Source organism: Modestobacter sp. VKM Ac-2986 (genome assembly GCF_026967795.1).
Lineage (GTDB): Bacteria > Actinomycetota > Actinomycetes > Mycobacteriales > Geodermatophilaceae > Modestobacter.
This window is the reverse complement of the sequence record NZ_JAPVBH010000002.1, coordinates 172,672-192,602: the sequence shown is the minus strand read 5'-3', so window position 1 is coordinate 192,602 and position 19,931 is coordinate 172,672. Positions and strand designations below refer to the sequence as shown.

General features: G+C 73.8%; 20 protein-coding genes and 4 tRNA genes. 16 read left to right on the top strand and 8 right to left on the bottom strand.

Annotated features, from left to right (window positions below; genetic code table 11):
• Positions 1–67: 67 nt before the first annotated feature.
• A complete protein-coding gene (polA, locus tag O2W14_RS05200; protein WP_269175014.1) occupies positions 68–2,809 on the top strand; it encodes a DNA polymerase I in 2,742 nt (913 codons plus the stop codon).
• A gap of 139 nt (positions 2,810–2,948) precedes the next feature.
• Here polA and O2W14_RS05195 read toward each other — a convergent pair whose 3' ends face one another.
• Together O2W14_RS05195 and O2W14_RS05190 are read right to left on the bottom strand one after the other, a co-directional pair.
• Positions 2,949–3,773 carry an IclR family transcriptional regulator domain-containing protein gene (locus O2W14_RS05195; protein WP_269175013.1) on the bottom strand — a complete coding sequence of 275 codons (825 nt, stop codon included), beginning with the start codon at positions 3,771–3,773 and terminating at the stop codon, positions 2,949–2,951.
• Between the two features lie 92 nt (positions 3,774–3,865).
• Entirely contained in the window at positions 3,866–5,353 is a 1,488-nt protein-coding gene (locus tag O2W14_RS05190) for an amidohydrolase family protein (protein WP_269175012.1), read from the bottom strand.
• A 219-nt stretch (positions 5,354–5,572) separates the two neighbouring features.
• Between O2W14_RS05190 and O2W14_RS05185 the strand changes: the two genes are divergently transcribed.
• The 5 genes from O2W14_RS05185 (at position 5,573) to O2W14_RS05165 (ending at position 9,945) form a co-directional block, all read left to right on the top strand.
• Positions 5,573–6,763: a CaiB/BaiF CoA transferase family protein gene (locus tag O2W14_RS05185; protein WP_269175011.1), complete on the top strand. Its 1,191-nt coding sequence runs from the start codon at positions 5,573–5,575 to the stop codon at positions 6,761–6,763.
• Positions 6,764–6,845: 82 nt separating this feature from the next.
• A complete protein-coding gene (locus O2W14_RS05180; RefSeq protein ID WP_269175010.1) occupies positions 6,846–7,679 on the top strand; it encodes a citryl-CoA lyase in 834 nt (277 codons plus the stop codon).
• Positions 7,672–8,535, top strand: a complete 864-nt coding sequence (locus O2W14_RS05175; protein ID WP_269175009.1) for an extradiol ring-cleavage dioxygenase — start codon at positions 7,672–7,674, stop codon at positions 8,533–8,535. The genes O2W14_RS05180 and O2W14_RS05175 overlap by 8 nt, the downstream gene beginning before the upstream one ends.
• Positions 8,536–8,581: 46 nt before the next feature.
• Positions 8,582–8,941, top strand: a complete 360-nt coding sequence (locus tag O2W14_RS05170) for a hypothetical protein (RefSeq protein ID WP_269175008.1) — start codon at positions 8,582–8,584, stop codon at positions 8,939–8,941.
• On the top strand, positions 8,941–9,945 hold the full coding sequence (locus tag O2W14_RS05165) for a quinone oxidoreductase family protein (RefSeq protein WP_269175007.1): 1,005 nt from the start codon (positions 8,941–8,943) through the stop codon (positions 9,943–9,945). Before O2W14_RS05170 ends, O2W14_RS05165 begins: the two co-directional genes overlap by 1 nt.
• Before the next feature lie 34 nt (positions 9,946–9,979).
• On the opposite strand, the gene O2W14_RS05160 is transcribed toward O2W14_RS05165, so the two are convergent.
• Entirely contained in the window at positions 9,980–10,840 is an 861-nt protein-coding gene (locus O2W14_RS05160) for a class I SAM-dependent methyltransferase (protein WP_269175006.1), read from the bottom strand.
• Between the two features lie 221 nt (positions 10,841–11,061).
• On the opposite strand from O2W14_RS05160, the gene rpsA reads away from it, so the two are divergent.
• Together rpsA and O2W14_RS05150 are read left to right on the top strand one after the other, a co-directional pair.
• Positions 11,062–12,534 (top strand): 30S ribosomal protein S1, encoded by a 1,473-nt coding sequence (rpsA, locus tag O2W14_RS05155; protein WP_269175005.1) that lies wholly within the window; start codon positions 11,062–11,064, stop codon positions 12,532–12,534.
• Between the two features lie 30 nt (positions 12,535–12,564).
• Positions 12,565–13,245, top strand: coding sequence for a hypothetical protein (locus tag O2W14_RS05150; protein WP_269175004.1), 681 nt, complete (start codon positions 12,565–12,567; stop codon positions 13,243–13,245).
• 48 nt (positions 13,246–13,293) lie between these two features.
• On the opposite strand, the gene O2W14_RS05145 is transcribed toward O2W14_RS05150, so the two are convergent.
• Positions 13,294–13,551 (bottom strand): hypothetical protein, encoded by a 258-nt coding sequence (locus O2W14_RS05145; protein ID WP_269175003.1) that lies wholly within the window; start codon positions 13,549–13,551, stop codon positions 13,294–13,296.
• Between the two features lie 200 nt (positions 13,552–13,751).
• On the opposite strand from O2W14_RS05145, the gene coaE reads away from it, so the two are divergent.
• A complete protein-coding gene (gene coaE / locus O2W14_RS05140; RefSeq protein ID WP_269175002.1) occupies positions 13,752–14,348 on the top strand; it encodes a dephospho-CoA kinase in 597 nt (198 codons plus the stop codon).
• A gap of 110 nt (positions 14,349–14,458) precedes the next feature.
• On the opposite strand, the gene O2W14_RS05135 is transcribed toward coaE, so the two are convergent.
• The 4 genes from O2W14_RS05135 to O2W14_RS05120 form a co-directional block, all read right to left on the bottom strand.
• Positions 14,459–14,533 (bottom strand) — tRNA-Val (locus O2W14_RS05135).
• A 54-nt stretch (positions 14,534–14,587) separates the two neighbouring features.
• Positions 14,588–14,658 (bottom strand) — tRNA-Cys (locus tag O2W14_RS05130).
• 42 nt (positions 14,659–14,700) lie between these two features.
• Positions 14,701–14,772, bottom strand: a tRNA-Gly gene (locus tag O2W14_RS05125).
• A gap of 132 nt (positions 14,773–14,904) precedes the next feature.
• Complete coding sequence (locus O2W14_RS05120) at positions 14,905–15,411, bottom strand: SsgA family sporulation/cell division regulator (protein WP_269175001.1); 507 nt, start codon at positions 15,409–15,411, stop codon at positions 14,905–14,907.
• Between the two features lie 185 nt (positions 15,412–15,596).
• Here O2W14_RS05120 and O2W14_RS05115 point away from each other — a divergent pair, with 185 nt between their 5' ends.
• From O2W14_RS05115 to O2W14_RS05085, 7 genes are all read left to right on the top strand, one after another.
• On the top strand, positions 15,597–16,232 hold the full coding sequence (locus O2W14_RS05115) for a sigma-70 family RNA polymerase sigma factor (RefSeq protein WP_269175000.1): 636 nt from the start codon (positions 15,597–15,599) through the stop codon (positions 16,230–16,232).
• Positions 16,229–17,110, top strand: a complete 882-nt coding sequence (locus tag O2W14_RS05110; RefSeq protein WP_269174999.1) for an anti-sigma factor domain-containing protein — start codon at positions 16,229–16,231, stop codon at positions 17,108–17,110. The genes O2W14_RS05115 and O2W14_RS05110 overlap by 4 nt, the downstream gene beginning before the upstream one ends.
• 101 nt (positions 17,111–17,211) lie before the next feature.
• Positions 17,212–17,589: a TIGR02611 family protein gene (locus O2W14_RS05105; protein WP_269174998.1), complete on the top strand. Its 378-nt coding sequence runs from the start codon at positions 17,212–17,214 to the stop codon at positions 17,587–17,589.
• Positions 17,590–17,615: 26 nt separating this feature from the next.
• A tRNA-Val gene (locus tag O2W14_RS05100) sits at positions 17,616–17,687 on the top strand.
• A 95-nt stretch (positions 17,688–17,782) separates the two neighbouring features.
• Positions 17,783–18,181 carry an HNH endonuclease gene (locus tag O2W14_RS05095; RefSeq protein ID WP_269174997.1) on the top strand — a complete coding sequence of 133 codons (399 nt, stop codon included), beginning with the start codon at positions 17,783–17,785 and terminating at the stop codon, positions 18,179–18,181.
• Between the two features lie 10 nt (positions 18,182–18,191).
• Positions 18,192–18,746: an MOSC N-terminal beta barrel domain-containing protein gene (locus O2W14_RS05090; RefSeq protein ID WP_269174996.1), complete on the top strand. Its 555-nt coding sequence runs from the start codon at positions 18,192–18,194 to the stop codon at positions 18,744–18,746.
• A 208-nt stretch (positions 18,747–18,954) separates the two neighbouring features.
• A complete protein-coding gene (locus O2W14_RS05085; RefSeq protein ID WP_269174995.1) occupies positions 18,955–19,926 on the top strand; it encodes a CapA family protein in 972 nt (323 codons plus the stop codon).
• Positions 19,927–19,931: the final 5 nt, after the last annotated feature.

The following is a 19,931-nucleotide window of genomic DNA, read 5'->3' as shown; positions in this document are numbered from 1 at the left end:
GCACCGTAGCCAGCGCGGGGGCGCGCGCGGCCCGGACGGTCGTACCCCGCACATAGGATCGAGGGCGATGTCCGCTCCGGTCGCCGCCCCCCAGTCCACCGCCGCCGCCAGCGCCGACGGCGCCCGCCCGCGGCTGCTGCTGCTCGACGGCCACTCGCTGGCCTACCGGGCCTTCTTCGCCCTGCCGGTGGAGAACTTCTCGACCACCACCGGTCAGCCGACGAACGCCGTCTACGGCTTCACCTCGATGCTGATCAACGTGCTGCGCGACGAGCAGCCCACGCACCTGGCGGTCGCCTTCGACGTCAGCCGGAAGACCTTCCGCAGCGAGATCTTCGCCGACTACAAGGCCAACCGGTCGGAGTCCCCGACGGACTTCCGGGGCCAGGTCAGCCTCGTGCAGGAGGTCCTGGGTGCGCTGCACGTGCCGGTGATCACCGCGGAGAACTACGAGGCCGACGACGTCATCGCCACCCTCACCGTGCAGGCGGTCGAGCAGGGCATGGACGTGGCCATCTGCACCGGTGACCGCGACGCGCTGCAGCTGGTCAACGACCACGTCACCGTGCTGTACCCGCGCAAGGGCGTGTCCGACCTGACCCGGTTCACCCCGGAGGAGGTCGAGACCAAGTACGGCCTGACCCCGACCCAGTACCCGGACTTCGCCGCGCTGCGCGGCGACCCGAGTGACAACCTGCCCTCCATCCCGAGCGTGGGGGAGAAGACCGCCGCCAAGTGGGTGCGCGAGTACGGCTCCCTCGACGCGCTGGTCGACCAGGTCGACACGGTCAAGGGCAAGGTGGGGGAGAAGCTGCGCGAGCACCTGTCCCAGGTGATGCAGAACCGCCGGCTCACCGAGCTGGACCGGCACGTGCCGCTGGAGCTGGGCCCGCAGGACCTCGCCGTCCAGCCCTGGGACCGCAACGAGGTGCACACCCTCTTCGACAACCTGCAGTTCCGGGTGCTCCGCGACCGGCTGTTCGCCACCCTGGCCACCCCCGAGCCCGAGGTCGACGGCGGCTTCGACGTCACCGCCGACGTGGTCGCCCCCGGCGCCTTGGGCGAGTGGCTGGACGCGCACGCCCGCACCGGGCACACCGGTGTCGTCTTCCGCGGCACCTGGGGCCGCGGCGTGGGCGAGCTGACCGGCCTGGCACTGGCCGCCGCCGACGACCACGCCACCTTCGTCGACCTGGGGCCGGCGCTCGACCCCGCCGACGAGCAGGCGCTGGCGGCCTGGCTGCGCGACCCGGCCCGGCCGAAGATCGTGCACGACGTCAAGGGCCCGCTGCTGGCGGTGTTCGAGCGCGGCTGGGACCTGCAGGGCATCGCCAGCGACACCGCGCTGGCCGCCTACCTGGCCGCGCCCGGCCAGCGCTCCTTCGACCTGGCCGACCTCGCCGTCCGCTACCTCAAGCGCGAGCTCAAGGACGACGCCGCCCCGGCCGCCCAGCTCACCCTGGACGGGCTGGGCCCCACCGAGGACGACGTCGCCGCCGAGGCCGCGCACGCCGACGTCCTCAAGGCCGTGGCGGTCAACGACCTCTCCGACGCCCTGGAGCAGGTGCTCGGCCAGAAGGGCGGGGACCACCTGCTCACCGACATCGAGCTGCCGCTGACCCGCGTGCTGGCCTCGATGGAGCACCGCGGCATCGCCGTGGACCTGGACTTCCTGCACGAGCTGCAGCGGGAGTTCGCCACCGCGGTCGCGGACGCAGCGCAGGAGGCCTACGCGGTCATCGGCAAGGAGATCAACCTCGGCTCGCCCAAGCAGTTGCAGGCGGTGCTGTTCGACGAGCTGGGCCTGCCCAAGACGAAGAAGAACAAGACCGGCTACACCACCGACGCCGACGCGCTGACCTCGCTGCTGGCCTCCACCGGGCACCCGTTCTTGGAACACCTGTTGCGGCACCGCGACGTCACCCGGCTGCGCACCGTCATCGACGGGCTGATCCCGATGGTCGACGACAACAGCCGGATCCACACGACGTTCCAGCAGACGATCGCGGCCACCGGGCGGCTGAGCTCCACCGACCCGAACCTGCAGAACATCCCGATCCGCAGCGCGGAGGGCCGCCGCATCCGGCAGGCCTTCGTCGTCGGCGCCGGCTACGAGTCGCTGATGACCGCCGACTACAGCCAGATCGAGATGCGGATCATGGCCCACCTGTCCGAGGACGCCGGCCTGATCGAGGCGTTCTCCTCGGGGGAGGACCTGCACTCCTTCGTCGCGTCCCGGGCGTTCGGCATCCCGATCGAGCAGGTCGACCCGGAGATGCGCCGGCGGATCAAGGCGATGAGCTACGGGCTGGCCTACGGGCTGAGCGCCTACGGGCTGTCGGGGCAGCTGAACATCTCCGTCGAGGAGGCCCGGGAGCAGATGCACGCCTACTTCGAGCGCTTCGGCGGGATCCGCGACTACCTGGACGGCGTGGTCGACGACGCCCGGCAGACCGGCTACACCGAGACGACGATGGGGCGGCGGCGCTACCTGCCTGACCTGACCAGCGACAACGGGCAGCGGCGGCAGATGGCCGAGCGGATGGCGCTCAACGCACCGATCCAGGGCTCAGCCGCCGACGTCATCAAGGTCGCCATGCTGAAGGTTGAGAAGGCGATCGCGGACGAGGGGCTGCGGTCGCGGATGCTGCTGCAGGTCCACGACGAACTGGTGCTCGAGGTCGCCGAGGGTGAGCACGAGGCGCTGGAGACCCTGGTCCGCCGCGAGATGGCGGGTGCTGCCCAACTGTCGGTGGCCATGGAGGTCTCCGTCGGCTTCGGCACGACCTGGGACGACGCGGCGCACTAGTCAGCCCGTCCGGCCTCGTCCAGAGGCTCGCCCCGAGCTCGCGAGGGGTGAGGGGGACGAGGTCCTTCGTCTGATCACCGTCTGTCCTCCCTCAGCAGCGTTGGTGCGGGAGGACAGACGTGCGTGCGGTGGGACGGCGTCAGGCGGTCGCGGGGCGGTCGGTGCGGCGGACCTCGGCGTGCGGGCGGGACTGCCACAGCGCCCACTCCGCGCTGACGTCACCGGCGGTGCGCAGCAGCAGCGGCAGGTGCTCGATGAGCAGCCGGTCGACAGAGGTCTCCGCGGCGTGCACCGTCACGTTCATCGCCGCCCGCACCGCCCCGGTAGCGTCGCGCACCGGGACGGCGACCGACCGCACCCCGGGGGCCAGCTCCTCGTCGGCCAGCGCCCAGCCACGGGCCCGCACCTCGGTCAGCTCGGTGTCCAGCTGCTCGCGGGAACGGCCGATGTAGGGCGGCAGTCCCGACCGGCTCGGCTCGGCGAGCGCGGCGCCGAGCTCCTCGGCGGTCAGCGCGGCCAGGAGCACCTTGCCCTGGGACGTCTGCACCGCCGGGAACCGGGTGCCGATCTCGACCCGCAGCGCGATGAGCTTCGGCACCGCGACCCGGGCGACGTAGACGATGTCCGAGCCGTCCAGCTGGGCCATCGAGGAGGACTCGCCGATGCGGGCGACCAGCGCCTCCAGGTGCGGCCGCGCGATGTCCCACAACCCCAGCGCGCCGACATAGGCCATGCCGAGGGTGAGCACCTTCGGGGTCAGCTGGAACGCCCCGCCGGAGCTGCGCACGAAGCCCAGCTCCTCCAACGTCAGCAGCAGCCGGCGCGCGGTCGGCCGGGCCAGCCCCGCGGCGGCGGCCACGTCGGACAGCGACATCACCGGCCGATCGGCGTCGAAGCAGGCCAGCACGTCCAGTCCGCGGGCCAGTGCCTCGACGAAGTCCGGTCCGGTCCCTCGACCTGCCATGCCCGTCCCCTCCCAGCCGTCGGTCGTCGTGTCGCAGGCTCCCACGGCCCGTCGCGGCGCCGTCCCGGCCCGGGGCGGGACGGCGCCGCCGGTCAGCCGATCTCGTCGCCCAGCTCGTCGCTGCGGCGGGCGCCGTGCGTGCTGGCCGACTTGTACTCGGTGTAGCTGTAGGGGTTGTCCAGCAGCTCCTCGCTCGGCAGCTCCGGGTTCATCCCGGCGGTCCACGCCTCCTCGCCCATGCTCGCGCGCAGGTGCTCGACGGTGGCGTCGACGCTGCGACGCACCGCGGCGAGGTCGGCGCCGACCAGCTGGTGCTCGCTCTTCACCACCCGGCCGTCGACCAGGACGGTGTGCACGTCGCCGCGCTGGGCCTGGAAGGCGACGTGCCCGTAGGGGTTGAGCAGCGGGAAGGACACCGGCGAGCGGTCGTTCTTGATCAGCACCACGTCGGCCTTCTTGCCCACCTCGAGACTGCCCAGGTCGTCGCGGCCCAGGGCCTGGGCGCCACCGCGGGTCGCCCAGTCGACGACCTGCTCGGCGCGCAGGTGCACCGAGGTGACGGTCTCGCCCTTCTCGTGGGCCTCCATGTGCTCACGGGACCGGTCGGCGCCCAGCGTCGTCCGCATCGCGGAGAACAGGTCGCTGCTCCACCACACGCTGGTGTCCATCGACAGCGACACCGGGATGCCGTGCTGACGCACCTGCCAGGTGGGCGGGTAGCCCTGCCCGGCGCTCTGCTCGGACTCCGTCGACACCGAGATCGAGCCGCCGGTGGCCGCGATCCGGTGGTAAGAGTCGGCGGTCAGCGTGGCCGCGTGCACGTAGACCGTCTCGGGGGTCATGAAGCCGTGCTCGTGCATCAGCCGGATGCCGTCGTCGTTGGTCGCACCCCACACGCCAGCGTGGGTGGTGACGGGCAGGTCGAGCTCGCGGGCGGCCTCGAACGCGGCCTTCTCCGGGAACGCCGGGTCGCCGGTGACGTCGAAGGCCAGCTGCAGCCCCAGCCGGCCCTCGTCCCGGCGGCGGCGGAGGAACGCCTGCACGCTCCCGTCGGTGGCCCACTCCCAGGGCCCGGCCTGGATGTTGCCGTAGGCCAGCACGAACCGACCGGGGACGGCGAGCAGGGCGTCGGCGGCGGCCTCGGCGTGGTCGACGGTCTGCAGCCCGTGCGACCAGTCGACGGTGGTGGTGACGCCGGCCTCGAGGGCGTCCCAGGCCGACAGCAGGTTGCCCGCGTGCACGTCCTCGGGGCGGAAGGCCCTCCCGTGCTCGAGGTAGTACCAGACGAAGTACTGGGTGAGCGTCCAGTCGGCGCCGTAGCCGCGCATGGCCGTCTGCCACATGTGCCGGTGGGTGTCGATCATCCCGGGCATCACGATGCCGCCGGTCGCGTCCACCTCGGCGGTGCCCTCGGGGACGTCGAGCTGCCGGCCCACGGCGGCGATCCGGTCGTCGACGACCAGCACGTCGGCGTCGGTGAGGACGGTGTGCGCCGCGTCCATGGTCAGCACGGTGCCGCCGCGCAGCACGACCGGACGGCCGGCCGCCGGCTGCTCGACGCCGTTGTCGGGGTGGACCATCGGAGGATCTCCTCGGGACAGGGACGGACAGCCGTCCGTCTGGCGGCCGCGTCGCCGCCCCGGCCACTGTGGAGTGATCTGGCACACGCTGTCAAGACCGTGCAGTCCGGTGACCCAGTTCACTCATCAGCCTTGACACAGCCGGGACTGGCGGCTGAGACTGCCGGTCATCCAACGGCGGACGCCTGTCCGTCCTGCGGCGTCAGCGGGAGGGGATCCATGAGCGCGCCACCACCTGTGCCGGGCGTCGAGCCCGGGCGCGGGCCCCTGGCCGGACTGCTGGTGGCCGACTTCTCGCGGATCCTGGCCGGTCCGTACGCCACCATGCTCCTCGCCGACATGGGCGCCGAGGTGGTCAAGGTCGAGGGCCCGGCCGGTGACGACACCCGCAGCTGGCAGCCGCCGGTCCGCGGTGAGGTGTCCACGTACTACCTGGGCGTCAACCGCAACAAGCGCTCGGTGGCCCTGGACCTCAAGGACCCCGACGACCTGGCGGTGGCCCGCGAGCTGGCCCGCCGGGCCGACGTGGTCATCGAGAACTTCAAGAGCGGTGGCCTGGCCCGCTTCGGGCTGGACTTCGACACCGTCGCGGCCACCAACCCCCGCGTCGTCTACGCCTCGATCACCGGGTTCGGCAGCCAGCCCGGCGGCGCCGAGCTGCCCGGCTACGACCTGATCGTCCAGGCGATCTCCGGGCTGATGAGCCTCACCGGCGACCCCGAGGGTGAGCCGTACCGGGCCGGCATCTCCGTCTTCGACGTGATGGCCGGCCTGCACGCCACCATCGGCGTCCTGGCCGCGCTCAACTCCCGGCACGAGACCGGCCGGGGTCAGCACGTGGAGGTCAACCTGCTGTCCTCGGCGCTGTCCGGGCTGGTCAACCACGCCAGCGCGGTCGTCGCCGGCGGCGTCGTCCCGTTCCGGATGGGCAACAGCCACCCGAGCCTGTTCCCCTACGAGCCGCTGCCCTGCGCCGACGGCGACCTGATCGTCACCGCCGGCAACAACGGCCAGTTCCGCAAGCTGGTGCAGGTGCTCGGCGTCCCGGAGCTGGCCGAGGACCCGCGCTTCGCCCGCAACGAGGACCGCACGGCCAACCGCGACCAGCTCCGCCCGCTGCTGGTCGAGCGGCTGCAGACCCGCTCCAAGCTCGACTGGTTCACCGACATCATCGCCGCAGGCGTGCCCTGCGGGCCGATCAACACCGTCGACCAGGGCGTGGCCTTCGCCGAGGGGATCGGCCTGGACCCCGTGGTCGAGGTGGGGGAGGGTGACGACGCCGTCCCGATGGTCCGCAACCCGATCACCTTCTCCGGGACGCCGGTCGGCTACCGGCTGCCGCCGCCCGGGCTCGACGAGCACGGCGCCGAGGTCCGCCGCTGGCTGACCACCCCCGAGGAGCGGGCATGACGACACCCGTGGAGACGACGCCTGAGCGAGCATCGCAGGGAGCGCCAGCGACCGAGGAGCGGAACGAAGGCGGAGTCGGACGATGACGGAGTACCCCACCGCGCTGGGCGCCTCGAGCCGGGAGTCGATCACCCTGCTGGGCTCCGACCTCGCCCGTGACGTCATGGGCACCGTCGGCTTCGGCGAGCTCGCCTTCTGGCTGGCCACCCAGCGCCGTCCCGGCCCGGGGGAGACCCGGGTGTTCGAGGCGGTGCTGGCCGCCCTGGCCGACCACGGGTTCACGCCCACCGCGATCGTGACCCGGCTGACCTACCTGTCGGCGCCGGACTCCGTGCAGGGCGCGCTCGCCGCCGGCCTGCTCGGCGGGGGCAGCCGGTTCCTCGGCGTCACCGAGGACTGCGGCCGCTTCCTGCACGACGTGCTCACCGGCGTCGACGGCGACCTGCCCACCGACGACGCCGGCTGGGACGCCCTCGCCCTGGCGACGGTCACCGCCCAGCGCGCGGCCCGCCGGTTCGTGCCGGGCCTGGGTCACCACGTGCACAAGGACGGCGACCCGCGCACCCCGCGGCTGTTCCAGATCGCGACCGAGGAGGGGCTGGTCGGCCCGCACCTGTCGCTGTTCGCCGCGATCGGCCGGGTCCACCCGCAGGTGCTGGGCCGGACGCTGCCGCTCAACGGGGCCGGCGTCTGCGGCGCCGCACTGGCCGACCTGGGCCTGCCGCTGGAGCTGCTGCGCGGTTTCGCGCTGCTGGCCCGCACCGCCGGGCTGATCGGCCAGCTGGCCGAGGAGATCCGGCACCCGGTCGCCAACGACGTCTTCCTCTCGGTCGACCTCAACAACCGGTCGGTCGACCCGGACCCCTACGTCCCCCCTGCGCTGCCCGCCGAGACCACCGGAGGTCCCCATGGCTGAACTGGTCGCGGTCGTCGCGTCCACCCACCACCCCTTCTACTACCGCGCCAGCACCTCCACCGGCGCGGACCGCCCCCCGTTCGCCGACGAGTGGGTGGCCAAGATCGAGCGGTTCCGGGAGACGCTGACCGCCGCCCGGCCCGACGTCCTGGTGATGGTCGGCAGCGACCACTTCCACCAGCTGTGGCTGGACAACATGCCGCAGTTCCTGGTGGGCAAGGCGCCGTTCTTCGACGCCAACTGGCACAACGAGGAGCGCGAGTTCGGCCTGCCCAGGATGACGCTGCGCGGGGAGGAGGAGCTGGCCGCGCACCTGCTGCGCGACGGGCTGGACCGTGACTTCGACCTGGCGTTCAGCAACGAGCTGCGGATCGACCACAGCATCACCTGCCCGATCATCACGCTGCGGCCCGAGGCCGACCTGCCGATCGTGCCGGTCTACACCAACATCTTCGCCCCGCCGATGCCCCGGCCCCAGCGGTTCGTCGCACTCGGGCAGGCGCTGCGGGAGATGGTCGAGTCCTGGGACAGCGACAAGCGGGTGGCGGTCATCGGCACCGGCCACCTGAGCCTGGAGCTGGGCGGCCCGCGCCAGTTCGGCGAGCACGGGCCCGACCCGGAGTTCGACCGCAAGGCCGTGGGGTGGATCGCGAACGGCGACATCGAGGGCTGCCTGGCCGAGGTGACGCTGGACAGCCTGCACCACCCGGGCAACGCGACCCACGGGTTCATGGACTTCATGCTGATGATGGGCGTGGCCGGCGCGGGCCAGAAGGCCGACCACGTCGACACCCTGGACCTGTTCCACACGATGGAGGCCTACTTCACCTGGTACCCGCAGGGGGATCCCCGGTGAGCGGGCTCCGGGACGCACGCCCGTCGACGGTCGGTGAGGAGAGGTCATGAGCCGGTACCTGCTGGACAAGTTCCTGTTCACCGTCGACCGGGACCCCGAGCTCACCGAGCGCTACCGCGAGGACCCGGCCGGCACGGTGACCTGGTGGGAGGCGGAGATGGCCAACACGCTGCTCAACTCCACCGCCGCCGAGCGGACCACCTGGCTGGCCTTCGACGACGACGAGCGGCGCGCCCTGGCCGAGCACGACCACGTCGCGCTGTTCACCATGGGCGCCCACCCGTTCCTGACGCTCACCCTGTTCATCGCGATGTTCGAGCGCGACCACGGGCCGATGGAGTACCAGCGGGCGTACGCGCGGGCCATGGACCACCTGTCCATGCCCTACCCCGACATCAGCACCTGATGGGCGCCCCGGTGCCGCGGGGCAGCTCCCCGGCCGCCGTGGTCACCGCGCCCGGGCAGCCGCCCGAGGTCGGCGAGCACCCGGTCCCGGAGCCGCAGCCGGGCCGCACGCTGGTCCGGGTGACCGCCGCCCCGGTCGTCCCGCTGGACCTGCTCTGCGCCTCCGGGACGTCGTACTTCGGCCGGCCCGCCGTCCCGTACGTGCCGGGGGTGCAGGGCGTCGGCGTGGTGCTGGACTCGGCGGTGCACCCGGTGGGCGCGCGGGTCTTCGTCGCCACCTCGGCCGGCATGGCCCCGGGCGACGGCAGCCACGCCCGGCAGTGCAGCGTGCCGGACGCCGACGTCATGCCCCTGGCGCCCGACGACGGGCTGACCGACGCCGCGGTGGCCGCGATCGGGCTGTCCGGCGTCGCCGCCTGGATGGCGCTCACCTGGCGGGCGCAGCTGCAGCCGGGGGAGCGGGTGCTGGTCCTCGGCGCGGGCGGGGCGGTCGGGCAGGCCGCGGTCGGGGCGGCGCGGGCGCTGGGGGCGGGCCGGGTCGTCGCGGTGAGCCGGCCGGGCGCCTCGGCCGCGCGGGCCCGGGCAGCCGGTGCCGACGTCGTCGTCGAGCTCGGCGCGGGCGTCGACGAGCTGGCCGTGCAGTTGGCGGAGGCATGCGGCGGCGCGGCCGACGTCGTCGTCGACCCGGTGTTCGGCCCGGTGGCCACCGCCGCGAGCCGGGCCCTCGCCCCGGGCGGCCGACTGGTCAACCTGGGCAGCGCGGCGGGGGACACCGCGGAGCTGTCCTCGGCGGTGCTGCGCAGCCGGGGGGCGGCGGTGCTCGGCTACACGAACAACGCGCTGACCACCGGGCAGCGGGCCGCGGCGCTGCAGGCGGTCCTGGCGGTCGCCGCCGCGGGGCAGCTGTCCGTCGCGCACGAGACGCTGCCGCTGGCCGGCGCGCGGGAGGCGTGGGAGCGCACCGCCGCGGGGTCGGGCGCCCGGCTGGTCCTGCTGCCCGGATGACCGTGCCCGGGGCACCCGCCCGCGGTGCGCGGGCTCAGGCCGGGAGGTCGCAGACCAGGACCAGCGTGCCCGGCACCAGCGCGCCGCGCTCGGGTGACCACTGCCCCCAGGTCTCGGTGCGCCCGGCCGTCCACTCCGGCTCGAGGAGGTCGGTGAGCACGAAGCCCGCGCCCACCACCGCCCGCACCCAGTCGCCGACCGTGCGGTGGTGCTCGACGTAGACGGTGCGGCCGCGGTCGTCGGTCTCGACGTAGGGCGTGCGGTCGAAGTAGGAGCCCACGACCCGCAGGTCCTCGGGGTCGGGGGAGTCCGGCATCGGCCAGCGCATCGGGTGGTTGACCGAGGCGACGAGCCGGCCGCCGGGCACCAGCACCCGGGCCACCTCGGTGAGCACCGCGCGGGCGTCACTGACGAAGGGCAGCCCGCCGAAGGCCGAGCAGGCCAGGTCGACGCTCGCGTCGGCCAGCGGCAGGGCGCCCGCGTCGGCCTGCAGCAGCGGGACGTCGACCCCGGTGCTGCGGTTGAGCTCCGCGGCCCGGGCGAGCATGCCGCCGGAGACGTCGAGGGCGACCGGGGAGGCGCCGGCCAGTCGCAGCCAGCGGGAGCAGGGGGCCGAGCCGCAGCCGATCTCCAGCACCCGCCGGCCGACGACGTCGCCGAGCAGGTGCGCGTCGGCCTCGCGCAGCCCCTCGGGGCACCACAGGAAGTCGGCGTCGCCCAGGTCCGAGCCGTGCTCGGCCAGGTAGGCCGGGGCCGCGGCGTCCCACCAGCCGCGGTTGGCCCGGGCTGACTCGACCTGCCCGGTGGGCCGCCGGGTGACCCCGCCGGCGGCCGGGTAGCCGTCCTCGGCGAGGGGCAGGGCGGCGGGCGGGCGCGGTCCGGGGGTCTGGTCCATGGCCGGCCGATCGTGACACGTCGGGGAGGCCCGTCCCGGGGCCGGACCCGGATGGACCGGGTCGGCGGAGGTACGTACCATGGAGGACCACGCCTGAGGTCTGTGGCGACGACCCCCTGTCCGGGGAGCTCGGCACGCCCTCTCCCGTGAACTCCTCCCGTGGTCCGCAGGGCCACGGGTGTCCTGTCCCTTCGCATCCCCCGTCCGGAGCACTCGACTTCATGACCTCCACCCAGGTCCGTCCCGACAGCACCCCCCAGGTCGCGGTGAACGACATCGGCACCGCCGAGGACTTCCTCGCCGCCATCGACCAGACCATCAAGTACTTCAACGACGGCGACATCGTCGAAGGCGTGATCGTCAAGGTCGACCGGGACGAGGTGCTGCTGGACATCGGCTACAAGACCGAGGGCGTCATCCCCTCGCGTGAGCTCTCCATCAAGCACGACGTCGACCCCACCGAGGTCGTCAAGGTCGGCGACGAGGTGGAAGCCCTCGTCCTCCAGAAGGAGGACAAGGAGGGCCGGCTGATCCTGTCCAAGAAGCGCGCACAGTACGAGCGCGCCTGGGGCACGATCGAGGCCAAGAAGGAAGCCGACGAGGTCGTCACCGGCACCGTCATCGAGGTCGTCAAGGGCGGCCTGATCCTCGACATCGGCCTGCGCGGGTTCCTCCCCGCCTCGCTGGTCGAGATGCGTCGCGTCCGCGACCTGCAGCCCTACGTGGGCCGCGAGCTCGAGGCGAAGATCATCGAGCTCGACAAGAACCGCAACAACGTCGTCCTCTCCCGTCGCCAGTGGCTGGAGCAGACCCAGTCCGAGGTCCGCAGCGAGTTCCTCAACAAGCTCGCCAAGGGCCAGGTCCGCACGGGCGTCGTGTCCTCGATCGTCAACTTCGGTGCCTTCGTGGACCTGGGCGGCGTCGACGGCCTGGTGCACGTCTCCGAGCTGTCCTGGAAGCACATCGACCACCCCTCCGAGGTCGTCGAGGTCGGCCAGGAGGTCACCGTCGAGGTCCTCGACGTCGACCTGGACCGTGAGCGGGTCTCCCTGTCGCTGAAGGCGACGCAGGAGGACCCGTGGCGTCAGTTCGCCCGTACCCACCAGATCGGGCAGGTCGTGCCCGGCAAGGTCACCAAGCTGGTGCCCTTCGGTGCGTTCGTGCGTGTCGACGAGGGCATCGAGGGCCTGGTGCACATCTCCGAGCTGGCCGAGCGCCACGTGGAGATCCCGGAGCAGGTCGTGCAGGTCGGCGACGAGATCCTGGTCAAGGTCATCGACATCGACCTGGACCGCCGCCGCATCTCGCTGTCGCTCAAGCAGGCCAACGAGGGCGTCATCGGCGACGAGGAGCAGTTCGACCCCGCCGCCTACGGCATGTCCGCGTCCTACGACGAGCAGGGCAACTACATCTACCCCGAGGGCTTCGACCCGGAGACCGGCGAGTGGCTCGAGGGCTACGACGAGGCCCGCGAGCGCTGGGAGAAGCAGTACGCCGACGCCCAGGCCCGCTTCGAGGCGCACCGCAAGCAGATCGCCGAGGCCAAGGCGGCCGACGCCGAGGCAGCTGCCGGTGGCAGCTACTCCAGCGCCGCCGAGGCCGACGACGACGAGAGCGGCGCCTCGACCGGTGGCACCCTGGCCTCCGACGAGGCCCTGGCTGCCCTGCGGGCCAAGCTCGCCGGCGGCGAGTGACCTCGCGGCTGACCTGAGCAGCACATGACCGTGCGCCGTCCACCCACCCGGGTGGGCGGCGCACGGTCGTTCGTGGGGCTGGTGGGGTTGGTGGTGCTCGCCGGGTGCAGCAGCACCCCGGACGCCGCCCCGGTGGTCGTCGCCACCAGCAGTGCACCACCGCCGTCGACGTCGGCCCCCGCCACCACGGCGGCACCGGTCTACGAGCTGCCCGAGGGCTGCTCGGGACTGCTGTCGCTGCAACAGGTCGACGACGTCCTCGGCACGCCGCTGCCCGGGGAGACCACCTTCACCGTCGGCACCCCGGAGCCCGAGATCGGCCGCACCGGTCGGGTCACCTGCGGCTTCGGGGTCCTCCCGGCCACCGAGGACGCGGCGGCGGGTGACCCGCTGCTGCAGCTGTCGGTCTTCAGCTACACCGACGCGCAGGCGGCGGCGGACCGGGTCGGCGCGACGGTCGACGCGCAGCAGGCCCAAGGGGTGCGCGCCGACCAGGCCGTGGTGCCCGGCAGCTCGGCCGTCCTGCTGAGCGGGCCCGACGAGACGACGCTCATCGCCACCGTCGACACCCGCACCTACTCGTTGTCCCTCGTGCCGGGCGTCCTGGACGCCCCCGGCACGCAGACGGCGCTGCAGTCGCTCATGGGCGCCGTGCTCGCCGCCGACAGCCCGGCCCCGGAGGGCACGGCCGGCGCCTCGCCGACCGGCTGACGCGCCCGCCGAGCGGGCGCCTGCGGGGCGGGGACGCCCCGGGGTGGGTCAGAGGCTGAGGATGATCGCGAACGCGGTGCGCGGGCGGCCGCCGGCGTTGGCCAGCGCGGCCCAGGTGTGCCGGCCGGCGGAGAAGCTGGGCACGAGCGCCCGGAAGAAGGCCGTCCCGCGCCGGGTCTGCGGTCGCGCCATGCGCACGCCGGGCAGGTCGGCGACGCGCAGCCCCGCGGGGTTCTCGATGCGGTGCCGGCCACGGGGGAGGGTGCCGACAGCCGACGGTGTGCCAGTGCTCGTGGAACGGGACATGGTCGCTGCCTCTCTGCTGTGGCGGGGGAGGTCCACCGGGACGAAAGGTAAGTCCTGTGACTGGTGGGACTGGAGCACGACGCGCCGGGCGCGACGCGCCGTGACCAAGCCGATACCAACGGCTGTTCCCGACCCCGTCCAGGGCCCCGCCCCGAGCGTGCGCAGGGTGGGTGGGACGGAGGCCGCATAGGGTCCGCAGGGTGTTGAGGATCGGGTTGACCGGTGGCATCGGGTCGGGCAAGAGCACGGTGGCCGCACTGCTGGCCGAGCGCGGGGCGCAGGTGGTGGACGCCGACCGGATCGCCCGGGAGGTGGTCGAGCCAGGCACCCCGGGGCTGGCCGCCGTGGTCGCGGAGTTCGGCGACGGCGTGCTGACCGCCGACGGTGCCCTCGACCGGGCCGCGCTGGCGTCGATCGTGTTCGGCGACCCGGCCGCCCGCGCCCGGCTCGATGGGATCGTGCACCCGCTCGTGCGCGCCCGGGCCGCTGAGCTCGTCGCTGCCGCCCCGCCGGACGCCGTCGTGGTGCAGGACGTGCCCCTGCTGGTGGAGACCGGCCAGGCCGGCGACTTCGACCTGGTGCTCGTCGTGCAGGCCGACCCGGGCACCCGGGTGGAGCGGCTGGTGGGCCGAGGACTGTCGGCGGCGGACGCCCGGGCCCGGATGGCCAGCCAGGCGACGGACGAGGAGCGCCGGGCCGTGGCCGACGTGGTGCTGCACAACGACGGGGACCGGGTTGCGCTGGCCGAGGAAGTGGACCGGTTCTGGGCCGAACGGGTCACGCCGGTGCTCGGCTGACCGCGGCTGTGGGGATGATCACCACGCCCGGACCCCGGCCGGGACGTCGGCACCGGGGGAGCCGGCCCGGGAACGGCGAAGGCCCCAGGTCGATGACCTGGGGCCTGTCGTGGTGGGCGATACTGGGATCGAACCAGTGACCTCTTCCGTGTCAGGGAAGCGCGCTACCGCTGCGCCAATCGCCCGTCCCGGCCTCGCGGCCGGACCCACCTCCACGCTCGTGCTCCGCGGAGGAGACGAGGTGGAGACGGGATTTGAACCCGTGTAGACGGCTTTGCAGGCCGTTGCCTCGCCTCTCGGCCACTCCACCGCACGCCGGGCACCAGTCCTGAGACCAGCGCCCGGGGTTCCGAGCGGATGACGGGATTCGAACCCGCGACCCTCACCTTGGCAAGGTGATGCTCTACCACTGAGCCACATCCGCAGTGCCCCGCTCTCGCGGTGCGTGGAGAACTCTAACCGACCCGGATCCGGGGGTTGAACCGGGGGGGTACCCGGGGTGTCCCTGGGGGCGTTCCTGCAGGTCAGCGGCGCATGCGGACCTGCAGGGAGCGCGTCAGTGCCCCGAGGGGTCCGAGCCGCCCTGCAGCAGCGCCGACAGCTCGTCGTCCACCCGGAGCGCCTCGCTCTCGTGCCCGACCGCCACGAGCTGCTCGCTCTCGCGCAGGAAGTCGCCCACGACGGCGGCCGACAGCTCGAACAGTGCCTCGCCCGAGGGGGCGCGCAGCTGCAGGAACAGCACGTCGAGCCCACCGCGGGCCGGCCACAGCCGCACGTCGCCCTCGCCGGCCGGCCCGGTGAGCCCGGCGCGCAGCAGGTCGCGGCTGAGCAGCCACTCGACACCGCCGTCCTCGTCGGGGAGGTCCTCGCCGAAGCCGGAGCCGTGCAGGCCGTCGTCGGTGCGGTCGAACTCGTCCTCGCCGCCGTCGCCGAAGCGGACCCGGACGGCGAAGGGGTCGTTCGCGTCGTAGACCAGTGCCGCCGGGACCGCCGTCCACGACTGGGGGCCGACCAGGTGGAGGGTCGTTCGTGCAGTGCAACCGGACCTCGGGTAGCGCGCCATGTCCCTGTAACGACCCAGAACGGGCCCCGGTCACGCATGGCGTCGGCGTGTCGCGCCTCTGTCGCCTCCTGAGTCACACCAGTCCCACCCGTCACCCGCTCGCGGCGCGTCCGGTGGCGCGCCCGGCGACGCGGTCGGCGCGAGTGAACCGTTCGGGACCCGTGCGACGAACCCGTCGTGTGACCATGGGCCTCGTGACTCGACCTGCGCGCAGCACCGAGGACGGCGCTGCCGACCTCGAACTGCTGCGTCGTGTCGCTGCCGGCGACCGTGGCGCCGTCGACGACCTCTACCAGCGCTTCCGCCGTCCGGCCTTCGCCCTGGCCCGCCGCGTGCTCGCCGACGACGTGCTGGCCGAGGACGTGCTCCAGGACGTCTTCCTCGGCATCTGGCGCGACCCGGGTGCCTTCGACGGCACCCGCGGCAGCGTGGCCTCCTGGCTGCTGACGATGGTCCACCACAAGGCCGTGGACGCCGTCCGGCGCGAGGAGTCCCACCGCCGCCGCACGGCGCGGGCCGAGGACGACCTGGCCCTGGCGGCCCCCGTGCAGACCAGCGACGTCGAGGACGACGTCTGGGAGCGGATGGAGGCCGGCCGGGTGCGCAGCGCACTGCGGGCGCTGCCCGACCCGCAACGGGAGGCGCTGACGCTCGCGTACTACGGCGGCTACACCCAGCGTGAGGTGGCGGCCCTGACCGGCACGCCGCTGGGCACCGTCAAGACCCGCATGCTCGCCGGGATGCGCCGGCTCAAGGACACCCTCGGCACCGGCGTCCCCGGGACAGCCGGTGTCACACCGTTCGACGGGACCGCCCGATGACCGCCCCCGGACAGCAGCCCGGCCGCGACGACGAGCACCGGACCTGGGACGAGCTCGCGGTGGGCTGGGGCCTGCACGCCCTCGAGCCCGAGGACGAGACGCTCTTCGCCGCCCACCTGCACACCTGCGACCGGTGCCGGCAGACCGTGGCCGACACCTCCGAGGTGATGGCCGCCCTCGCCGGCGACCTGCCCGGGGCCGAGCCCTCCGACGCGCTGCGCGACCGGCTGCGCGCCGCGGTCGAGGAGACCGAGCAGGTGCGGCCCGCCGCGCTGCCCGAGCCCCCGGCCGCGCAGCCGCCGGTCCAGCGGCCCGCCCCCGTCCCGCTGGGCGGGGCGACCGCCTACGGCAACTTCCGCGCACCGCTGCCGGCCCCCCACGCCGAGTCACGCCCGGCCTGGCGGCGGGTCCTGCCCACCGCCCTGGTCGCCGCCGCTGTCGCCGCGGTGCTCGCCCTGGGCGCCTGGAACGTGGTGGTGACCGGCGACCGCGACGCCGCGCGCACGACCGCGGCCGAGCAGAGCCGGGTGATCGAGTCGCTGCTGCAGCCGGGCCGGGCCGCGATCGCACCGCTGACCGAGAACGGCCAGGTGGTGGCCACGGTGGTCGCCCGGGACGGTCAGGTGCAGGTGCTGGCCGAGGGGCTGTCGGTCAACGACGGGGCGAACCAGACCTACGTCGTCTGGGGGATGCGTGACGGTTCCCCGGTGGCCATCGGGACGTTCGACGTGGTCACTCCCGAGATGGACCTGCGGACCGTAGGCTCCCAGGCGACCGGGCTCGACGACTACTCCACGTACGCCATCAGCATCGAGCCCGGACGGCAGGCTCCGACGACACCGTCGGAGATCGTCGCGACCGGGCAGGTGACCAGCTGAGCGGACAGGACATCCGGACCGCGCCGGGGGAGCAGCTGCCCTCCGGCCGGACCCGCGCGGTCAGGCCCGGGCACGAGAAGGACCGCAGCCTGCGCGAGCGGGTGGCCGAGTCGGGCTGGCGGCGGCGGATCGCGGCCCGCAAGAGCATCGAGGCCCCCTACCGGCTGGGTGTGGGCGTCGTCGGCGGCCTGGTCGTCGCCGTGGGCGTCGTGGCCATCCCGCTGCCCGGTCCCGGCTGGCTGATCGTCTTCGCCGGCCTGTTCGTGCTGGCGACGGAGTTCCTGTGGGCCGAGCGGGTGCTCGAGTACGCCCGCCGGCGGGTGGAGGGCTGGACCGACTGGCTGGGTCGCCAGTCCGTCGTCGTCCGCGTCGCCGTGGCGTTGCTGACCGCCGCGTTCGTCTACGGCGCGCTCGTGGTGACCCTGCACCTGACGGGCGTGCCGCACTGGGTGCCGGGGTGGGTGCCGTTGTGGCACTGAGCGTCTGGCACAATCGTCTGCAGCACGGGCGATTGGCTCAGCGGTAGAGCGCTTCGTTCACACCGAAGAGGTCACTGGTTCGATCCCAGTATCGCCCACCGTGCGCGAGGGCCAGGTCCACCCGGGAACGGGTGACCTGGCCCTCTCTGCGTCTGCGGGCACGGTGGCCCGGACGGGCGCACCATGGACGGCGATGGCACTGGACCGCGCCGCCCGCCTGCGGGTCGCCGTCGAGCGTGACGGGCCCACCTGCATCTGGTGCGCCCGGGAGTTCGGCGAGCACGTCGAGCCCAGCACCGAGCACGTCGTCCCGCGGGTCAAGGGCGGGCCGTCGTGGCTGGAGAACGAGGTGGCCGCCTGCCGCCGGTGCAACGCCGACCGCGGGCACACCGCACCGGTGGAGTGGCTGGAGGAGTGCCAGCGCCGCGGTTGGCACCCCGACGAGCCGCGGCTGGTGCGGTCGCTGACCGCGCTGGCCGAGGCGATCGCCGAGCGCGGGGGCCAGCGACGCGCCCGCCCCTACCTGGACGCCCAGCTGCGGCGGCTGCGCCGCCGGGGCGTGACCGTCCGCGACGTCGGCCCGGCCGCGTAGCGTGCCGCGGGTGAGCGACGTCGTGGGCGTGGTCGACCAGATCTCCCTCTACCCGGTGAAGTCCCTGGCCGGCCGCACGGTCCCGGCGGTCGAGGTCGAGGCGGCCGGGCTGCACGGCGACCGGGAGTGGTCGGTGGTCGAGGCCGGCTCCGGGGAGCGCGTCACGGTGAAGACGACCCCGCAGCTGGCCGGGATCGTGCCGACCGGGGACACCGAGGCCGACACGACCACCGTCACCGAGCTGATCGGCCGCCCGGTGCGGCTGGCCCGCTCCGCCGACGGGCCGCAGGTCGACGCCGCCGCCGTCCACCTGGTCTCCCGGGAGGCGATCGACCGCGCCGCCGCCGGGGACGTCCCGGAGGGGTGCTCGGCCGACGACCCGCGGGCCAACCTGCTGCTGCACCTGTCCGGCGGTGACGAGCGCGACTGGGTGGGCCGGCGGCTGCAGGTCGGTGGCGCCGAGCTCGAGGTCGTCCGCACGCCGAAGCACTGCCTGGGCGTCTACGCCGAGGTCCGCGTGCCCGGCCGGGTCACCGCCGGGGACGCCGTCCGGCTGCTGGGCTGAGCCGGCCGTGAGGTGGTCGCTGCGCCGGTCTCCCGGACGGGGCGCCCCCGCCGCGCGGCGGACGGTCGGGCTCCTCGCCGTCCTCGTGCTGGCCGGCTGCAGCAGCGAACAGACACCCCCGGCCGCCGAGCCCGCCCCCACTTCGACGACCTCGTCCCCGACCAGGGCGGCCACGACCGCGCCCCCGCCGCCGCAGTCGTTCACGCTGGTGGCCACCGGTGACGTGCTGGTCCACCAGGGCCGCTCGCTGACCGAGGGCGCCCGCCGTCCCGACGGCGGGTACGACTTCTCCGCGGTGTTCGCCGGGGTGGCGCCGGTGCTGCAGGCCGCCGACCTGGCGATCTGCCACCTGGAGACCCCGGTCGCCCCGCCCGGCGGCCCGTACTCGGGCTACCCGGCCTTCGCGGTCCAGCCCGAGGTCGTCGACGCGCTCGCCGGTGCCGGTTACGACCTGTGCTCGACGGCGTCCAACCACTCCCTCGACGACGGGTTCGACGGCCTGGTGCGCACCCTGGACACCCTCGACGCCGCCGGGATCGCGCACACCGGTACGTACCGCAGCCAGGCCGAGGCCGACACCCCGCGCATCGTCGACGTCGGCGGCGTGCGGGTCGGCCACGTGGCCACGACCTTCTCCCTCAACGGCGTGCCGCTGCCGGCGGGGGAGCCCTGGGCCGTCGACACCTTCGCGGTGCCCGACGTCAGCGGGGTGCTGGCCGACGCGGCCGCCGCCCGGGCCGCGGGTGCCGAGGTGGTGGTGGCCAGCGTGCACTGCTGCGCGGAGTACGACCACGAGCCCACCGCCGGGCAGGAGGAGGCCGTGCGCACCCTGCTGGCCTCGCCCGACGTCGACCTGGTGCTCGGCCACCACGCGCACGTCGTCCAGCCGTTCGAGCGCATCGACGGCGAGTGGGCGGCCTACGGCCTGGGCAACGCGCTGGCCCAGCACTCGACCCGCGGCCACGACACCGAGGACTCGGTGATCGCCCGGTTCACCTTCACCCGGGGCCCGGAGGGACGGTTCACCGTGACCCGGGCCGAGGCGGTGCCGGTGCAGATCGAGCTGGGGGACGACGCCGTCCGGCTGCTGCCCGCCGACCCGGCCACGGCCGAGCGGGTGGCCGCCGTGCTGGACGCCCGGGGTGCCGTGGCCGCCGGGCTGGGCATCGTCCCCGGCTGACCCGC

What these genes read in the sequence shown, in the direction of transcription:
- polA (WP_269175014.1), top strand. Translation starts at nt 68, where the DNA reads ATGTCCGCTCCGGTCGCCGCCCCCCAGTCCACCGCCGCCGCCAGCGCC.
- O2W14_RS05195 (WP_269175013.1), bottom strand. Translation starts at nt 3,773, where the DNA reads ATGGCAGGTCGAGGGACCGGACCGGACTTCGTCGAGGCACTGGCCCGC.
- O2W14_RS05190 (WP_269175012.1), bottom strand. Translation starts at nt 5,353, where the DNA reads ATGGTCCACCCCGACAACGGCGTCGAGCAGCCGGCGGCCGGCCGTCCG.
- O2W14_RS05185 (WP_269175011.1), top strand. Translation starts at nt 5,573, where the DNA reads ATGAGCGCGCCACCACCTGTGCCGGGCGTCGAGCCCGGGCGCGGGCCC.
- O2W14_RS05180 (WP_269175010.1), top strand. Translation starts at nt 6,846, where the DNA reads ATGACGGAGTACCCCACCGCGCTGGGCGCCTCGAGCCGGGAGTCGATC.
- O2W14_RS05175 (WP_269175009.1), top strand. Translation starts at nt 7,672, where the DNA reads ATGGCTGAACTGGTCGCGGTCGTCGCGTCCACCCACCACCCCTTCTAC.
- O2W14_RS05170 (WP_269175008.1), top strand. Translation starts at nt 8,582, where the DNA reads ATGAGCCGGTACCTGCTGGACAAGTTCCTGTTCACCGTCGACCGGGAC.
- O2W14_RS05165 (WP_269175007.1), top strand. Translation starts at nt 8,941, where the DNA reads ATGGGCGCCCCGGTGCCGCGGGGCAGCTCCCCGGCCGCCGTGGTCACC.
- O2W14_RS05160 (WP_269175006.1), bottom strand. Translation starts at nt 10,840, where the DNA reads ATGGACCAGACCCCCGGACCGCGCCCGCCCGCCGCCCTGCCCCTCGCC.
- rpsA (WP_269175005.1), top strand. Translation starts at nt 11,062, where the DNA reads ATGACCTCCACCCAGGTCCGTCCCGACAGCACCCCCCAGGTCGCGGTG.
- O2W14_RS05145 (WP_269175003.1), bottom strand. Translation starts at nt 13,551, where the DNA reads ATGTCCCGTTCCACGAGCACTGGCACACCGTCGGCTGTCGGCACCCTC.
- O2W14_RS05120 (WP_269175001.1), bottom strand. Translation starts at nt 15,411, where the DNA reads ATGGCGCGCTACCCGAGGTCCGGTTGCACTGCACGAACGACCCTCCAC.
- O2W14_RS05115 (WP_269175000.1), top strand. Translation starts at nt 15,597, where the DNA reads ATGGGCCTCGTGACTCGACCTGCGCGCAGCACCGAGGACGGCGCTGCC.
- O2W14_RS05110 (WP_269174999.1), top strand. Translation starts at nt 16,229, where the DNA reads ATGACCGCCCCCGGACAGCAGCCCGGCCGCGACGACGAGCACCGGACC.
- O2W14_RS05095 (WP_269174997.1), top strand. Translation starts at nt 17,783, where the DNA reads ATGGCACTGGACCGCGCCGCCCGCCTGCGGGTCGCCGTCGAGCGTGAC.